Genomic DNA, 15,770 nt, shown 5'->3' with positions numbered 1-15,770 from the left:
TCGGCAGGTGTTTTTGCCTACGATAATGAAGCATGACGCAAGCCTCGAAGCGCACTGACCGCCTCACCGTGGCTGCTTGGGCCCTGTGGGATTGGGGTTCGGCCGCCTTCAACGCAGTGCTCGTGACGTTTATTTTCTCGGTCTATCTCACCGATTCGGTGGGACAGCAGATTGACTCGCAGTTCACCCCGGCGCAGTGGCTGTCGTGGTCCATGACGGTGGCGGGCCTGGTGATCTTTGCGGTGACCCCCGTGATGGGGCAGCGCTCGGACCGGTTGGGCACGCGGCGGCGCGCGCTGGGTTTCTGGTCGCTGCTGACCTTCCTGGTCATGGCCAGCCTGTTCTTCATCCGCAACGACGCGCCAGTGTATTTCTGGCTCGGCCTCATCGGCCTAGCGGTAGGTTCGGTGACCATCCAATTCGCGGAGGTCAACTACTTTGCCCAACTCAACCAGGTGGCCACCGAGGACAAAGTGGGCCGGGTATCTGGTCTGGGCTGGTCGGCAGGCTATTTCGGTGGCATCGTGCTGCTGCTCATCTGCTACTTCGGCTTCGTCTCCGGCGAGGGCGGCGGCCTAGGACTATCCACGGAGGGCGGCTGGAATATTCGACTCGTGGCGCTGCTTTCGGCGGCGTGGTTTGGACTGTCTGCCATCCCCGTGTTGCTGCGCGTGCCGGAGATTGCCCCGTCGGGTGAAGCGGCGGGCGGTGTGGCGGAGTCTTACCGCGAGCTGTGGCGGACGGTGCACACGCTGTGGCGGGAGGACCGCAATGCCTTTGCCTTCCTCTTCGCTTCTGCCATCTTCCGCGATGGCCTGTCCGCAGTGTTTAGCTTCGGCGCCGTGCTGGGCGTATCCGTCTATGGACTTTCGCCTGGCGACGTCCTCATCTTCGGTGTTGCCGCCAACGTTGCGGCCGCGCTGGGCGCGGTGGCGGGCGGGCTGATCGACGACCACGTGGGCCCCAAAGCCATCATCCTCACCTGCCTGGCCATCTTGACGCTCATGGCCGGCATCATGTTCGTGGCGCAGGGGCCGACGGCCTTCTGGATCTGCGGGCTCATCCTGTGTCTCTGCGTCGGACCGGCCCAGGCCTCCGCCCGCGGCTTCTTGGCGCGTGTGGCCCCGCCGGGGCGCGAAGGCGAGATGTTTGGCCTCTACGCCACGACCGGGCGGGCCGTGGCGTGGTTGACGCCCTTCCTCTTCGGTGTCTTCGTCTCACTGTTGGGCCAGGGCGACCGGGGAGGCGTGCTCGCCATCGGGCTAGTCTTGCTCGTTGGCGCGCTGGTCCTCATCCCAGTCAAAGACCCCGCGAAGGCATAACGCTTTCGCGGGGTGGAACCGCAGGGTGTAGGTCCCTTTTAATGTGCGGCGCTTAACGCCGACACATTAAAAGTCCTGCGGGCGCGGAATGTTGCGCAGGTTGGACTTCGCCATGGAGAGCATCTGGCCCACGCCACCGCCGAAGACGGTGCGGGTTGCCGCCTTAGAGAATCCGAGCAGCTGCTCAAAGGTCAGCGTCGGCGGCAAGGAGAGGGCGTTGGGGTCCGTGACGACGTCGATAAGCGCAGGCCCGTCGTAGGCCAAGGCCTCCTTGATGAGGCGCGGCGCGTCCTTCGGATCCTCGATGCGGAAGTGCTTGATGCCCGCACCCTCCGCAATTTTGGCGTAGTTGACGTGCTCGTGGTCGGTCTCATGCTCCGGCAGGCCCTGGACCAGCATCTCCAGCTTGACCATGCCGAGGGAAGAGTTGTTGAACACGAACATCTTCACCGGCAGGTTGTGCAGCTTCACCGTGAGCAGCTCGCCCATGAGCATGGACAGCCCGCCGTCGCCGGAGAAGGTGATGACCTGGCGGTCCGGGTGCGCCGCCTGCGCACCGATGGCCATCGGCAGGGCGTTGGCCATGGTGCCGTGGCGGAAGGAACCGATCTGCTCGCGCTTACCGTTCGCAGTAATGTAGCGCGCGCCCCACACGTTGCACATACCGGTATCGACGGTGAAGATGGCGTCTTCATCGGCCTGCTGGTCAATGAGGTCGGCGATGTACTCCGGGTGGATCGGCGTGTGCTTCTCGACGCCGGAGGTGTAGGCCTCAACGACGTGATGCAGCTTGTCGTAGTGCTTCTTGAGCATCTTGTCGAGGAAGGAGCGGTCCTTCTTTTCATCGACGTGCGGCAGGATGTTCTCGATGGTGGCGGCGACATCGCCCGTCACCGGGTACTTGATGCGGGTGCGGCGGCCAATGTGGGAGCCATCGATGTCGACCTGGGCCACGTTGGCATCCGGCAGGAAGTCGTTATAGGGGAAGTCCGTGCCCAGCAGGATGAGCAGGTCTGCCTCGTGGGTAGCCTCGTGGGCCGCGCCGTAGCCGAGCAGGCCGGACATGCCGACGTCGAAGGGGTTGTCGTACTGGATGTACATCTTGCCGCCCAGGGCGTGGCCGATGGGAGCCTTGATCTTCTCGGCCAGCGCAAGGACCTGCTCGCGCGCGTCCTTGACGCCAGCACCGACGAAGAGGGCGACGGTCTTGGCCTCGTTGATGGCCTGGGTCAGCGCGGCGGCCTCTGCCGGGTCCGGGTAGACAACCGGACGGCCGGAGGAAATCACGGAGGAGGTGAAGGTGTCCTCTTCCGCCTCTTGAGTGGAGACATCACCCGGGATAACGAGGACGGACACGCCCTTGCCGGCCATGGTGCTCTGAATGGCATGGTGCAAGACCACGCCTCCCTGCTCAGCGGAGTTGACCATCTCGCAGTAGCCGGAGCACTCCTGAAAGATGGCCTCAGGGTGGGTTTCCTGGAAGAACTTCGAGCCGATCTGGCGGGAAGGAATGTGGCTGGCTAGGGCAAGGACCTTGGCGCCGTTGCGGTGGGCGTCGTAAAGCCCCTGAATAAGGTGCGTATTTCCCGGGCCGCAGGAGGCGGCGCACACGGCGAGGTTGCCGGTGGTGAGGGAATCCGCCTCAGCGGCGAATGCCGCGGCCTCTTCGTTGCGGACGTGGACCCACTCGATGGAGGACTGCCGCACCGCGTCCACGATGGGGTTGAGGGAATCACCGACAAGCCCATAGATGCGCTTAACTCCCTGGGCTTCCAAGGTTTCTACGAGTTGCGTGGCGTAATTGCGTGCCATGTTGTACCTCTCTAACTTTTATCGCTAACGGACCCCAGTGTTCTCCCTCCCGGTGGTGTTTCGCCACCATAAAGCTGCCTTCTCACGTCACGCGCACTTTGTGACTTTAACAACAAGTCAACATTCAAGACTTTGAAACTGTAACGACCGTTCGCTATAGTTTCGCAGCATGACAGACGTTCACACGAAAGCCTCCGCAGAGGCCTTAAGCACCTCAGCGACCCGACGGTGGATCTTTTTTAGTGTCATCTCCTTGGGTCTGCTCATGATCGGCTTGGACAACTCGATCCTTTACACTGCCCTGCCGGAGCTCTCCGAGCAGCTGCACGCCACCTCGCTGCAGCAGCTGTGGATCATCAACGCCTACGCGCTCATGCTCGCCGGCCTCCTCCTAGGCACCGGCACGTTAGGTGACAAGATCGGTCACCGCCGCATGTTCGTCATCGGCCTGTGGGTCTTCGGCATCGCTTCGCTGGCCGCCGCACTCGCCCCCGGCGCGTGGGAGCTCGTCGCCGCTCGCGCCTTCCTAGGTCTCGGTGCGTCCATCATGATGCCCGCTACCCTGGCGCTGATTCGCCTGACCTTTGAGGATGAGATTGAGCGCAACACCGCCATCGGCATTTGGGGCTCCATCGCCGTCGTCGGCGCGGCGGCGGGCCCCACGGTAGGCGGCTTCTTGCTCGAGCATTTCTGGTGGGGATCGGTCTTTTTGGTCAACGTGCCCATCGTCATCATCGCGCTCATCCTCACCGCCTTCCTCGCCCCGCCTAATGTGGCGAACCCGGCGAAGCAGTGGGATTTCTTGTCTTCCCTTTACGCGCTGATCACGCTGGCTTCGCTGGTGCTCGTCATCAAGTCTGTCGCCAGCTCCCATCTCAACGCCATGCTTATTGGCGGCGCGCTGGCTGCCTGTCTCATCGGTGCCATCCTCTTCACTCGCCGCCAGCACAAACTGAAGGAGCCGCTTCTCACCTTCGATATCTTCCGCTCGCCCATCTTCAGCGGCGGCGTGTTGGCCGCAGCCGGCGCCATGTTTGGCATGGCAGGGCTGGAAATGACCACCACGCAGAAGCTGCAGTTGGTGGACCTCTACTCCCCGCTGCACGCTGGGCTCATCATTTCCCTCATCGCGATTGCGGCGCTGCCGATGTCCGCGCTGGGCGGGGCTAACCTGCACCGCTGGGGTTTCTTGCCCATCATCGCTGGCGGCTTCCTCGCCATGGCAGCGGGCATTGGCGGCGTGGTGTGGGGCGGCACGCACGAGGTCTTCCCCGCATACCTGGCTGGTCTGTTCATCACTGGCCTCGGCGCGGGGTTCGTGATGTCGGTGTCCTCCACTGCCATCATCGGTGCCGCTCCTGCGTCACGCTCCGGCATGGCCGCGGGTGTGGAGGAAGTGTCCTATGAGTTTGGCACACTGCTGTCGATTGCGGTCACTGGATCAGTGCTGCCAATGCTCTACAAGAGCGGACTGCCCGAGGACATCCAGGACTTAGGCATGGAAGCACTCCACAACCCCGCACTCGCGGAGGCCGCCGGCGCCGCGTATAACGACGCCTACCTAGCCACCGCCGCTGGGCTCGGCGTAGTCATGCTCATTTTTGCCGCGGTCACCGGCTGGTGCTTCCGCAGCAATCCAACCTCAGGAGGTGCCGATGCCCCGCGTTAGTAAAAAGGTCGAGGCGCTCGAAAAAGCGCTCGCCATCATCGAAGAGGATGGCGTTCACGCGCTGACCTACGATTCCCTGGCCACCGCCACAGGCATGAGTAAGTCTGGGCTCATCTACCACTTCCCCACCCGCCACGAGCTGCTCATTGACTGCCACAAGCTCTGCGCGGAGCGCTGGGAGGAAGAGCTCGTCGGTCTCTCCGACGGCAAGACGGCAGACCAGCTGAGCCCGCGCCAGCGCTACCGTGCCGCGCTGGAGTCCATGGGAAAGAATGACCCGCTCATTGAATTGCTCATGTCCATCCACTCACAGTCCCATCCGGACTTCCAGAAGGTGTGGAGGGACGTCGACAGGCGCTGGCTCCCCGATCCTGCCTCGGAGGATGAATCCGTCGTGCTGGCTTCAATCATCGCCGACGGCCTGTGGGTCCACGATCACCTCACCGACCGCCCCCTACCGCCGCAAAGGCGCCGCGCGCTTATCGACGTCGCCTTGGGCCACCTCGCCGAATAGGCCCGAAAAGAGAGAAAGGGCCTTGAAAAAGGCCCTTTTGAGCTGGAGACGAGACTTGAACTCGCAACCTACGCATTACAAGTGCGTTGCGCTACCAATTGCGCCACTCCAGCACCGCGGCTCATCCGCTATGGGGAATCGTACCTGAGCCCACCCCATGGACGGAAAGCCAGGGTGGTTGCACTGCGAAAAAGCGGCCGTCAGGGGCCCGAAAAGCACTGGCAGGTGCATAAATCCGCGGCAGTTACTAAAGTGCTGACTTACCGAACCCAGAAGTGTTGTTGAGGTCTTTCTTTTCCGTGTCTGTTCTTTCTTCCTTGCGCCAGCGCCTGCTATACCGGTCGGCTCCGGTCGCCACCATCGACGCCGCTAAGGCCGCACCGCCGCCCTCCCCGCTCGCCCCTGTTGATCTCACCGATCCGGCCCAGGTCACCGGCGTCATGGAGATCGCCGCGCGCGTCGGCGAAATCCTGATTGCAGCGGGCTCAGCCAATACCGACGTGCAGGCACAGATTCACCTCGTCGCATCCTCCTATGGCCTGCACTACTGCCACGTGTCGATCCTGATGAACACCATCACTATCCACACCGCCATCGGCACAGCGCCGGATCGGCACAACCTCCACGTCTTCCGCGTGGCGCCGAGCATCGCCGTGGATTTCACCAAACTATCCGCCGTTGACAGGCTCATCCGCTCCATCCATTCCGGTGCTACGCCACCGGCAATGGCGGAGAAGATCTTGGATGACATCGATGCGATGAAGAACCCCTATTCCAAGACCACCATCGTCAGCGCGTGGGGTGCCATGGGTGGATTCATCGCCGTGATGCTGGGCGGTGACCTTCTCGTCGGTGTTGTCACCTTCCTCATTTCGGCACTCATCATGGGCACGAATATGTTCCTCGCCGGCTACCGGCTGCCGCCGTTCTATCAGAACCTTGTCGGCGGCCTGCTTGCCGTCATTCCCGCGGCCATCCTCTACAACGTTTTCGCGCGATTTGGCATCCAGATGCTACCCTCCCAAATCATCGGTTCCGGCATCGTCGTGCTGGTGGCGGGACTAACGCTCGTACAGTGCCTCGTGGACGGCATCACCCGCGCACCCGTGACCTCGTCCGCGAAGTTCTTTGAGGCTCTCATGTCCACCGGCGCCATCATCGCCGGCGTGGGCCTGGGTATCCAGGTGGCGTCGTGGTTGGGCTTTAGCCTTCCCCCACTAGCCACGCTCGCCCCGCCCGTCTATCACCAAATCCCACTGCTCGTACTGTGCGGCGGCATCGGCTCCGCCGCCTTTGCGCTGGCGCTGGGAGCCTCCTGGTCCGAGGTCACCATCTCCGGTCTCACGGCCGCCGCCGGTATGGTGTTCTACTACTTCCTCGTCGTCTTCTTGGGCGTCGGGGCCGTCATTGCCTCGGGCATTTCTGCCGCAGCGGTGGGCTTGGCCGGCGGCCTACTCTCCCGTCGCTACATGATGCCGCCACTCATCACTATGATCGTGGGCTATACGCCCATGCTTCCAGGCCTGACGTTGTACCGCGGCATGTACGCCATGCTCAACGAGCAGCTCATCACCGGCCTGACCAACCTGGCCAGCGCCCTCGCCATCGCCGGTGCACTTGCCGCCGGCGTCGTCTTCGGCGAGCGAGTCGCCCGCCGCCTGCGCCGCCCGCAGTACTTCCGCCCCTACACCGCCTTCAAGCGCCTAGGCACGTTCTCCTTCGCGCGCGCCACCCGCCTGGCGCAGCGCGCCCGCATTCCCCGCGTACCCCTGTCTCCCTTCGCCCCGCGCCACAATCTGCCGGCCCCGCCGCCGCAATATGGGCCCAAACCACCGACGCCCGCACAGCAGGCGCGCTTCCAGCAGGGCGATGCCATCACGGACATGTGGCCCGTTACCACGCAATTTCCGGCGCAGCGCCCCACCTACACGGTGCCCGGCAAAGATGACCCGAGCGCCCCAACGAAGTCGCAATAGCGTAGAATAGCCGGTCTGAAAGCTTTCATACTTCATCCCAGGAGGACTCCGTGCCACCAAAGGTCACAGATACCCAGCCCGCGGCTGACCAGACTCACGCAGTAGAGGAGGAGACCGCCCGCTCCGCGCGCCGCGTTGTCGCCACCTATGCGGAGGATTTCCTCGACGGCGTGACCCTCATGTCGATGCTGGGCGTCGAGCCAGAAGGCTTGGTCCACCGCAAGGTGCTGGCCGAGCAAGCCGATGCTGCCCCCAAGAAGAGCAGCAAGAAGGCCACGAAGAAGGCTTCTAAGAAATCCACGAAGAAGGCGACTAAGAAGGCCACGAAGAAAGCCACCAAGAAGACAACTAAGAAGGCCACGAAGAAGGCAACTAAAAAGGCCGCAAAGAAGGCCTAGCTATGTCCGGGCGCACCAATAGCTTCGTCGTCGTTGCCAATCGCCTGCCGGTGGACCTCGAGACCGCCGCCGATGGCACCCGCGAGTGGAAGGCATCCCCCGGCGGCCTCGTCACCGCGCTCTCCCCGGTCTTGGAAGAACACCAGGGCTGCTGGGTGGGATGGCCGGGCGTAGCCGACGAAGCTCCCGAGCCCTTCACCACGGATAACGGTGTCCTCCTTCACCCGGTGCGCCTGACACAGGAGGATTTTGAGGCCTTCTATGAGGGCTTTTCCAACGCCACCCTGTGGCCGCTCTACCACGACCTCATCGTCACCCCCGTCTACAACCGCGACTGGTGGGATGCCTACCGCGAGGTCAACCTGCGTTTTGCCAACGAGGTAGCAGCCGTCGCCGCAGAGAATGCCACGGTGTGGGTGCAGGACTATCAGCTCCAGCTCGTCCCCGGCATCCTGCGCCAGCTACGCCCCGACCTCACCATTGGATTCTTCCTGCACATTCCCTTCCCCTCCCCGGATCTCTTCCGCCAGTTGCCGTGGCGTGAGGAGTTGGTGCGGGGGCTTCTCGACGCCAACCTGATCGGCTTCCACCTCGAATCCAACGCCCGCAATTTCTTGGAGCTGGCCCGCACCCAAGGGCTGGACGTAGAAGGGGAGGTCAGCACCCGCGCGGTCACCGCTCGCATCGTGACCGGTAGCGGGCATTCTGTCGGGGTAGGCGCTTTCCCCATTTCTATTGCGGCGGGTGAATTCGCTGACGGTGGCGATGCGGGGGACGTCGCCCAGCTGCGCGCTGAGCTGGGGAACCCCAAGCACGTCATTTTGGGTGTGGACCGCCTGGATTACACGAAGGGGATCCTGCAGCGCCTCACCGCCTTCGAGGAGCTCCTCGAGACCGGTGCGCTGGACCCACACGAGGTAACCTTCGTCCAGCTGGCTACTCCTTCGCGCGAACGCATCGACCATTACCGCGCCACGCGTTCAAAGGTGGAGGAGGCCGTGGGCCGCATCAATGGCCGCTTTGGGCGCCTCGGCGCGCCGGTGGTGCATTACCAGCACAGTTCCGTACCGAAGGACGTCCTGCGGCGTTATTACCGGCTCGCGGACATCATGCTGGTCACGCCATTTAAGGACGGCATGAACCTAGTGGCCAAGGAATACGTGGCCTCCCACGGCGACGGCACAGGTGCACTCGTGCTCTCCGAGTTTGCGGGCGCGGCAGCAGAGCTTACCCAAGCCAACCTGTGCAACCCCTTCGACATCGAATCCATCAAGCGCGCCCTACTCTCCGCGGTCAAAGCACTGGAGGAATTCCCCGAGACCATGCGCGAGCGCATGATTGCTATGAACGAGCAGGTGTGTCAGCACGATATCGCGCTGTGGTCGCAGTCCTTCCTCGGCGCTTTGGACCAGGAGGAAGCATGATGCGGCGCCGGCTCACCGCTGTGCTCAGTACTGTGCTGCTTGCGCTTGGCCTAGCTGGATGCAGCTCCGCTGAGGAGGAACCTGCCCCGCGCGGCGATGACCGCATCGTGGGCAAGGATTGGCAGGTCATCAACCTCTACACCTCACCGGACGCTCCTTCCTCCCTCCCTGCCGATACTGCACACGTGCCCCATATGAGCTTCGGTGAGCACACCGCGGTGGGCTCAACTGGCTGCGTACCGTTTACCGCTGAGGTGTCCTTCCACAAGGATGACAAAACCTCCACGATCTGGGAGGGCGATATCATGCGGGTGGAGAAAGCCACCTATGAAAGCCCACCGCGAAGCGGCGACTGCGAGGGCTCAATGCAATGGGCTGATTCGCTCATGCGCAACCTCATCGCCGAAGGCCATGAGTTCGACTTTGCGCTTAACCCCAACAACCAACTCGTGTTGACGCTGCGCACCGACAAGGTGGATTCACCGATTATCCGCATGGCCGCGCTATAGCTCCGAAGTTTCAGCGCTAGGGTGGGGAGCATGATTGATGCTCTCGCCGCCGCCGAACATTTAGCGGTTGTTTCCGACTTCGATGGCACCTTGGCCGGCTTCGCGCGCAACGCCTACGCAGTGCGCCCCGAGCAGCGCTCGCTGGATGCTCTCGCTGTCTTGGCGCAGCTACCTAACACCACCGCGGCCGTGCTCTCTGGGCGCCACCTCGACGGTCTGAAACGGGTATGCCCGCTGCGCGAGCCGGTGCTTTTTGGCGGCTCGCATGGGGCCGAATCCTCGTGGGAAGAATCCGCGCTCACCCCGGAGATGGAAGCCCACCTGACCAAGAAGGAAGCGGAAATCAAGGAGATCATCGCCCGCCACCCCGGCGCGGAACTGGAGATCAAACCCTTCCAGCGGGTGCTGCACCTGCGGGCGCTGGAGTTGCAAGACCCAGACGCGGCTGCCGCGGCCTATGCGGAGGGCGCCGCCCTAAGCGCCGATGGTTTCCCCAAGACTGCGGGCAAGTGCGTCGTCGAATTCTCCGCAACGCAGGCCACGAAGGGCACGTGGCTTGAGAAGCTGCGCCAGCGCGTCGGCGCCACGGCAGTGGTCTTTGTAGGGGATGACACCACCGACGAAGACGGCTTCGCTGTACTCAACCAGCCGCCGGACCTCGGCGTCAAGGTCGGCGAGGGAGCAACGCAGGCAGCTTTGCGCGTGCCCGATATCGCGGCGGTGACGGAGTTCCTCGAAGAACTCGCCGCCGCCCGCGCGCAGCACAGCGCTTAAGCCCCAGCCGGGGCCACGGTCCGCCCGGGCTGGAAGGTGGTCTCCAACAACACGCGCGGCACCTCTCCGCGCCCATCGATGAGGCTGGCCAGCATGCGCCCCGCCGCCGCCCCCTTTTCCTTGTTCGGCTGCACGACGGTGCTCAGCCCCAGCGCCAGGGCCGGCGCGATGCCATCGAATCCTGTGACGGAAAGCTGCCCGGGAACCGCGATTCCGTGATCGCGGGCATAAGCCATAACGCCGAGCGCCATCGAATCCGTCGTGCACAACACCGCGGTGAGATCCGGGTGCTTAGTCAGCAGCTCCTCCGCGGCCGCATAGGCCGTGCGCGAATCGTTGATGTGGCGCGTCACCACGGGGATGCTTGCGGGATCGAGGCCCGCGGCTGCAAAGACATCGAGCGCACCCAATACACGTGAGCGCTGCACGTGCATATCCGCCGCGGCCAGGTGTGCGGCCGTCACTTCGCCGTCGAGGCGTTCGCGGTGTAGTCGGATGGCAAGGATACCGATGCGGGTATGGGAGGCGTCGACAAGCGCCTGCGCCGCCGGGGCAATCGCTGCGCGGTCATCGATGCCCACGAAGGGCAAGCCCGAATCCGTGGGCTGATCACACACCACCACCGGCAAGCCACGGCGCTGCACGGCGTCGAGGTAAGCATCACCCGCCGCCACGGAATAGACCACGAAACCGTCGACGGCAGCCGACCCTACGAGTTGCGCCGCCTGGGCGTCGTTGGGCGCGCCGGCGGTATCCGGCCCGGCAGGGATGAGAGTCAACGTCGTGCTCGCCCCCGCCGAGGCCTCCGCCATGCCGGCGAGGAAGTCCACAGAAGCCATGTCCTCGAAGGCATAGGAAAGGTGCTCGGTGAGCAGAACACCCAGTGAACCTTGGCGGCGCGTGCGCAAGCTGCGTGCGGTGGGATCCGGGCCTGTGTATCCACGCTCAGCCGCGGCGGCGAGGATGCGCTCGCGGGTGGCAGGCGCCAGCTGGTCCGGCCGGTTGTACGCGTTGGACACCGTGGTGGGCGAAACCCCAAGTTCGGCCGCTAGGGAGGCCAGCGTCGTGCTGCGTTTGGACATGACGGCAACATTACCCTTTTTCAACTCATTATCATTTGACAACAATTTTCACTAAACGTAGAAATAGGGGCATGACCACTTCCCTCTCACGCCGTGCTTTCCGACGTCCCACCGCTCTCCTCTTCGCAGCCACCCTGGGCGCCGCTTCGCTCACCGCCTGTTCTTCCAGCGGCGATAACGCCGATGGCGGCTCGGATGCCGGTTCCGACAAGGAGACCATTCAGGTCGTCGCCTCGACCTCCATCTGGGCTGATGTGGCCCAGGCGGTCGTCAACACCGCGCAGACCGACGTGAACATCGACGTTCACCCCATCGTGAGCGGCAACAGCGTGGATCCACACCACTTCGAGCCCACCGCCGCGGACATCGCCCGCGCCAACGAGGCTGACGTCATCATCGCCGGTGGCGGCGGTTACGACGCCTGGCTTTACCAGGCCGTCAAGAACCAGGACCAGATCATTCACGCGCTCCCGCTTACCGCTCACGATCATGGTGGCCATGACCATGACAAGCATGATCATGGCGAGGAACACGAGCATGATCATGAAGAAGGGCACGACCATGCGCACGACCATGACGAGCGTGCGCATGACCATGCGCACGAACACGGGCATGACCATGACCACGCTCACGAAGGCGACACCGTGACCATGGACGAGGCCAAGAAGATCGCCGCCGAGCACCCCGAGCAGGTCACCAACATCGATGGCAACGAGCACGTGTGGTACGACGCCGCAGCCATCGAGAAGGTGGCGACCGAAGTGGCCGAGCTCGTTAACGAGACCAACCCAGAGGCTAAGGCCACCGCCGATCCGCTAGTCGAGCGCGTGGAGGGCCTGAAGGCACGCATCGAGAAGCTCCCGCAGCGCAACTACGCGCAGACCGAGCCCATCGCGGACTACATCTTCAAGTACACCGACAGCACCGACGCCACCCCGGAGGGCTACCGCAAGGCCACCGTCGCTGAGGGCGAGCCCACCGCCGCCGATTTGGCCCGCTTCCTTGAGGACATCAAGCAGGACAAGATCGACCTGCTCATCTTTAACCCACAGACCGAAACCGACATGACCAAGCGCATCCGCGCCGCCGCCGAGGATAAGAACATCCCGGTGGTAGAGATTGGTGAAACCCCGCCGGAGGGGACCAACTTCCTCGACTACTACGAGGAAGTCGTCAACGCACTCGAGGCTGTGTAAGTGCTCATCTCTTTTAAGAACGCCGCAGTAGAACCGCTGTGGTCGGACATGAACCTCGCCGTAGACCGCGGCGAGTTCATCGCCGTTTTAGGCCCCAACGGCGTGGGCAAATCCACGCTCCTCGGCACTATCTTGGGTACCCGCCAGCTCACCGCGGGCAGCGTAGATATCAACTGCCGTGTGGGCTTTATCCCGCAGCAAAGGATGTTCCCTCAGGACCTGCCCCTGCGCGCCCGAGACCTCGTGTCGCTGTCCCTGGCGCATGGCACGCTGCGCAACCGACGTCCTGCCCGGGGGCGCGTGGACGAGCTCCTCGCCGAAGTCGGTGCCACCGGCATCGCTGACCGCCGCGTGGGCCAGCTCTCGGGCGGGCAGCAACAGCTCATCCGCCAAGCCCAGGCCCTAGCCAACGACCCAGAGCTCATCCTCGCGGACGAGCCGCTCTTGTCCTTGGACCCGGCGCGGCAGCAGGCGACCGTCGAGAAGCTCAATGCGTGGCGCCACGAGCGCGGCACCTCCGTGCTCTTCGTTACCCACGGCATCAACCCGGTACTAGGCGTGGTGGACAAGGTGCTCTACCTCGCGCCCAATGGCCACATCTTCGGCACGGTCGATGAAGTCATGCGCTCTGAGGTGCTCTCGGAGCTCTATGGCTCCTCCGTGACCGTCCTCAACGTCGATGGGAGGCTCATCGTTGTCTAAGTTCATCGAAGATACCCAGTACCTGCTGGGTGTTGACTTCGTGCAATCCTCGCTCATCGCCTGCGCCCTGCTCGGAATCCTGTCCGGAGTGATGACCTCGCTCATCGTCCTGCGCCAAATGTCCTTCTCCGTGCACGCCACCTCTGAGCTCGCGCTCATGGGCGCGGCCGCAGCTTTGCTCTTCGGCCTCAACATCGGCTTTGGCGCGATTGCTGGCGCCATCGTCGCCGCCATCATCCTGGCGGTGCTGGGACTGAAAGGCCAACAAGACAGCGCTATCGGCGTGGTCATGAGTTTCGGCCTGGGACTCTCGGTTTTGTTCCTGCACCTCTACCCCGGCAACGCCAAAACCGCGATGACGCTACTGACAGGACAAATTGTCGGTGTCTCCTCCGCGTCGGTGTGGCTGCTCGCCGCGACGACCGCCATCATCGTTGCCGTGGTGGCTCTGTTCTGGCGCCCGCTGCTCTTCGCTTCCGCGGATCCCGTCATGGCTCAAGCCGCCGGCGTGCCGGTGAAGTCTCTGGCGGTGTGTTTCGCCATCCTCGTGGGCCTGACGGCCGCACAGTCCGTACAAATCGTCGGTTCCCTGCTCGTCATGGCGCTGCTCATCACCCCGGGCGCAGCGGCGGTACAGATTACCTCCTCCCCGCTGCGCGCGGTGGTGTGGTCCACCATCTTCGCGGAGGTCTCCGCCGTGGGCGGCCTGGTCCTCTCCCTGGCGCCGGGCCTGCCCGTCTCGGTCTTCGTCACGAGCATCTCTTTTGTTATTTACCTGGTCTGCCGCGGCATCGGCTGGGCTCGCAGCCGCAAGGCCGTCCGCGACGACGTCGCCGCCCGCCGCGCCTCCCAGGAACACTTCCGCGCCGCCACCGATCGCGCCGACGCCGAGACACACCACACCTCGACGCACGATGAGCACTGCGCGCATCAGGATTAGGCTAGATGCGTGACTTTGGAACGCCGTAGCCTCGAATTACAAGACCGCACCCGCACGTACCTCGTGTACCGCCCGAATGATGACGTCGATCGCCAGAGAGACCTCCTCCTGTTCTTCCACGGCTCCCTGCAATCCGCGAACGTCATCCGCCGCTTCACTAACGGCACGTTCGATGACCTCGCCACCCGCCACGGCATGCTTGCGGTCTACCCCACCGGCGTGGAACAGCACTTTAACGATGCCCGCGCCACCCTGCCCGTCGCCGCGCGCGAGCTGGGCATCGATGACGTCGCCTTCACGCGCGCCATCCTCGACGAGCTGCGCGCGGAGCAGGAGATTAGCCGCGTGTTCCTCTGCGGCTTCTCCAACGGCGGGCAGATGGTTATCCGCTTGCTCTTCGACGCCCCCGGGCTTGCCGATGCCGCCTGCATCTTCGCCTCCACTCTCGGCGCCGGCGCCAACCATGCGCCCACCAATCCGGACTCGGCGTACCAACCCACCCCGGTCATGTTCGTCCACGGCACGGGCGACCGGCTCGCGCCCTATACGGGCGGAACGGCGGGCATTGACCCGAAGCGCACCCGCGGTGCCGTCACCGGCGCGCAGGAGAACGCCGCACGCTTCGCGGAGCTCAACCATGCCGCCGGCCCAGAGCGCACCCACCTTTTCCCCGACACCGTTGTCGACCGCTGGGAGCCGGCAGACGCCACCGGCGCGCCGGTCGAGCTCGTGAGCGTCGAGGGCATGGGCCACGTCATCCCGTCGGGCAACGAGCTGGACCCACGCCTGGGTAAAAACACGGATTCCTTCATCGCTGCCGAGCTCGTGGAGGAATTCTTCGGGCTCTAGACTGCACGTGCGCCCCATCGTGTCTCACTCCACTCAGCCCCAACCTCGGGTCGAGGCCGTTCGTAGGTGAGCGTCGAGAAGCAATAATTGTGGATTACCGACCAGTGCTTTGGCGATTCCTAGACGCTGTTTCATACCGAGCGAAGCATGCTCGCAGGAAACACTGTGGTGCAATGAAAGGCCTACAAGGGATAAAAGATCCTTCAGTTCATCATTCAGTGAACCTTGTTGTAGTGGTCGGCAATGTCGTTGACGATCGCGTAGAGGTCGCGTTCCATCGCGTAGGTTTTCTTTTCTCGCGTACTGACTAATCACACTTGCGACCCGTTGTTATCTAGAGAATTATTACGTCCCAGCATGATGTTGCACACGTCTGTGCATGTATCTACTCTCGATGTCACGGTTTGCTGGCGAAGATTCTTCAAGTTACCCGCAGCTGAATCTGTACAAGGTGAAAACGGCAGGCAAAGGACCGAGTTGTCCTCGTCTCTAAACCGTGGAACCCCAATCCTCCAGAACCTTGTATTCGGCACACGCACGCAATCTGAATGTTCAAGATGTGAAGTACTGGCCAGCAACCAAGAAGTAAAGATCGCCATCCAG

The 15,770-nt window shown here is 63.2% G+C and carries 15 protein-coding genes and 1 tRNA gene; 12 read left to right on the top strand and 4 right to left on the bottom strand.

Going from position 1 to position 15,770, the window contains the following annotated elements; translation table 11 throughout:
- Window positions 1-32: 32 nt before the first annotated feature.
- On the top strand, window positions 33-1,322 hold the full coding sequence (locus ABZS45_RS12485) for an MFS transporter (RefSeq protein ID WP_412100084.1): 1,290 nt from the start codon (window positions 33-35) through the stop codon (window positions 1,320-1,322).
- Window positions 1,323-1,388: 66 nt separating this feature from the next.
- On the opposite strand, the gene ABZS45_RS12480 is transcribed toward ABZS45_RS12485, so the two are convergent.
- Window positions 1,389-3,134 (bottom strand): pyruvate dehydrogenase, encoded by a 1,746-nt coding sequence (locus ABZS45_RS12480; protein ID WP_070546757.1) that lies wholly within the window; start codon window positions 3,132-3,134, stop codon window positions 1,389-1,391.
- Window positions 3,135-3,303: 169 nt separating this feature from the next.
- On the opposite strand from ABZS45_RS12480, the gene ABZS45_RS12475 reads away from it, so the two are divergent.
- Both ABZS45_RS12475 and ABZS45_RS12470 read left to right on the top strand, forming a co-directional pair.
- Window positions 3,304-4,803, top strand: a complete 1,500-nt coding sequence (locus tag ABZS45_RS12475; RefSeq protein WP_049154745.1) for an MFS transporter — start codon at window positions 3,304-3,306, stop codon at window positions 4,801-4,803.
- Window positions 4,790-5,317 carry a TetR/AcrR family transcriptional regulator gene (locus ABZS45_RS12470; RefSeq protein WP_070511059.1) on the top strand — a complete coding sequence of 176 codons (528 nt, stop codon included), beginning with the start codon at window positions 4,790-4,792 and terminating at the stop codon, window positions 5,315-5,317. The genes ABZS45_RS12475 and ABZS45_RS12470 overlap by 14 nt, the downstream gene beginning before the upstream one ends.
- A gap of 40 nt (window positions 5,318-5,357) precedes the next feature.
- On the opposite strand, the gene ABZS45_RS12465 is transcribed toward ABZS45_RS12470, so the two are convergent.
- Window positions 5,358-5,430, bottom strand: a tRNA-Thr gene (locus ABZS45_RS12465).
- Between the two features lie 186 nt (window positions 5,431-5,616).
- Here ABZS45_RS12465 and thrE point away from each other — a divergent pair.
- From thrE to otsB, 5 genes are read left to right on the top strand one after another with little or no spacing between them, the layout of a single operon-like run.
- The gene (thrE, locus tag ABZS45_RS12460; protein ID WP_412100083.1) at window positions 5,617-7,293 is read left to right on the top strand and encodes a threonine/serine exporter ThrE; all 1,677 of its coding nucleotides are present in this window, start codon (window positions 5,617-5,619) and stop codon (window positions 7,291-7,293) included.
- 50 nt (window positions 7,294-7,343) lie between these two features.
- On the top strand, window positions 7,344-7,691 hold the full coding sequence (locus tag ABZS45_RS12455; RefSeq protein WP_412100082.1) for a hypothetical protein: 348 nt from the start codon (window positions 7,344-7,346) through the stop codon (window positions 7,689-7,691).
- 2 nt (window positions 7,692-7,693) lie between these two features.
- Window positions 7,694-9,115, top strand: coding sequence for an alpha,alpha-trehalose-phosphate synthase (UDP-forming) (locus ABZS45_RS12450; protein ID WP_046649276.1), 1,422 nt, complete (start codon window positions 7,694-7,696; stop codon window positions 9,113-9,115).
- Window positions 9,112-9,624, top strand: a complete 513-nt coding sequence (locus ABZS45_RS12445; protein ID WP_046649275.1) for a hypothetical protein — start codon at window positions 9,112-9,114, stop codon at window positions 9,622-9,624. Before ABZS45_RS12450 ends, ABZS45_RS12445 begins: the two co-directional genes overlap by 4 nt.
- A 30-nt stretch (window positions 9,625-9,654) precedes the next feature.
- A complete protein-coding gene (gene otsB / locus ABZS45_RS12440) occupies window positions 9,655-10,398 on the top strand; it encodes a trehalose-phosphatase (protein WP_049154741.1) in 744 nt (247 codons plus the stop codon).
- Here the strand turns inward: otsB and ABZS45_RS12435 are convergent.
- Window positions 10,395-11,480 (bottom strand): LacI family DNA-binding transcriptional regulator, encoded by a 1,086-nt coding sequence (locus ABZS45_RS12435; protein ID WP_412100081.1) that lies wholly within the window; start codon window positions 11,478-11,480, stop codon window positions 10,395-10,397. The two genes, otsB and ABZS45_RS12435, sit on opposite strands and share 4 nt — an antisense overlap.
- 71 nt (window positions 11,481-11,551) lie before the next feature.
- Here ABZS45_RS12435 and ABZS45_RS12430 point away from each other — a divergent pair, with 71 nt between their 5' ends.
- From ABZS45_RS12430 to ABZS45_RS12415, 4 genes are read left to right on the top strand one after another with little or no spacing between them, the layout of a single operon-like run.
- Window positions 11,552-12,676: a metal ABC transporter solute-binding protein, Zn/Mn family gene (locus ABZS45_RS12430; protein ID WP_412100080.1), complete on the top strand. Its 1,125-nt coding sequence runs from the start codon at window positions 11,552-11,554 to the stop codon at window positions 12,674-12,676.
- Entirely contained in the window at window positions 12,677-13,378 is a 702-nt protein-coding gene (locus ABZS45_RS12425) for a metal ABC transporter ATP-binding protein (RefSeq protein WP_049154738.1), read from the top strand.
- Complete coding sequence (locus ABZS45_RS12420; RefSeq protein ID WP_175973284.1) at window positions 13,356-14,318, top strand: metal ABC transporter permease; 963 nt, start codon at window positions 13,356-13,358, stop codon at window positions 14,316-14,318. The genes ABZS45_RS12425 and ABZS45_RS12420 overlap by 23 nt, the downstream gene beginning before the upstream one ends.
- Window positions 14,319-14,327: 9 nt before the next feature.
- A complete protein-coding gene (locus ABZS45_RS12415) occupies window positions 14,328-15,167 on the top strand; it encodes an alpha/beta hydrolase family esterase (protein ID WP_049154736.1) in 840 nt (279 codons plus the stop codon).
- Between the two features lie 33 nt (window positions 15,168-15,200).
- Here the strand turns inward: ABZS45_RS12415 and ABZS45_RS12410 are convergent, their stop codons facing one another.
- Entirely contained in the window at window positions 15,201-15,482 is a 282-nt protein-coding gene (locus tag ABZS45_RS12410) for an ATP-binding cassette domain-containing protein (RefSeq protein WP_080550367.1), read from the bottom strand.
- Between the last annotated feature and the right edge of the window lie 288 nt (window positions 15,483-15,770).

It is taken from the genome of Corynebacterium aurimucosum, assembly GCF_046895345.1.
Taxonomy (GTDB): domain Bacteria; phylum Actinomycetota; class Actinomycetes; order Mycobacteriales; family Mycobacteriaceae; genus Corynebacterium; species Corynebacterium aurimucosum_G.
The sequence above is the reverse complement of the archived record's forward strand: the minus strand, read 5'-3'. Positions and strand labels throughout refer to the sequence as shown.